The sequence below is a fragment of the Pseudomonas sp. SIMBA_068 genome (assembly GCF_046534705.1).
Classification (GTDB): Bacteria; Pseudomonadota; Gammaproteobacteria; order Pseudomonadales; family Pseudomonadaceae; genus Aquipseudomonas; species Aquipseudomonas putida.
Genome location: NZ_JAWRYI010000298.1, coordinates 1 through 293 on the forward strand (window position 1 = coordinate 1; position 293 = coordinate 293).

Sequence of the window (293 nt, forward strand, 5' to 3'; positions counted from 1 at the left end):
ACCCCGGTCAGCACCACCGTTACTGACGAGCCAGGCACTCCGGGCAACGAAGGCGACCTGGTCAAGGTCACCATCACTGCCGACCAGACTTCGGTAGCCGAGAACGTCAAACCAACGTTCACCGTGCACGTCAACCAACCGCTGGACCACGACCTGGTCGTGACCTTGAGCAACAACGCTCAAGTCACAATCAAGGCCGGTGAGACCAGCGCGCCGTACGAGCACGCTGCACAAGGCGATGACGTTTACAATGACGCTGGCCAGATCAGCCTGGGCATCAATTCGGCTGTAGA

1 protein-coding gene is annotated in these 293 nt (G+C 59.4%); it reads left to right on the forward strand.

Annotation, left to right across the window (positions count from 1 at the left end; all coding sequences use genetic code 11):
- On the forward strand, window positions 1-293 hold a 293-nt coding region (locus SB756_RS29255), incomplete at both ends, for an immunoglobulin-like domain-containing protein (protein WP_410913041.1).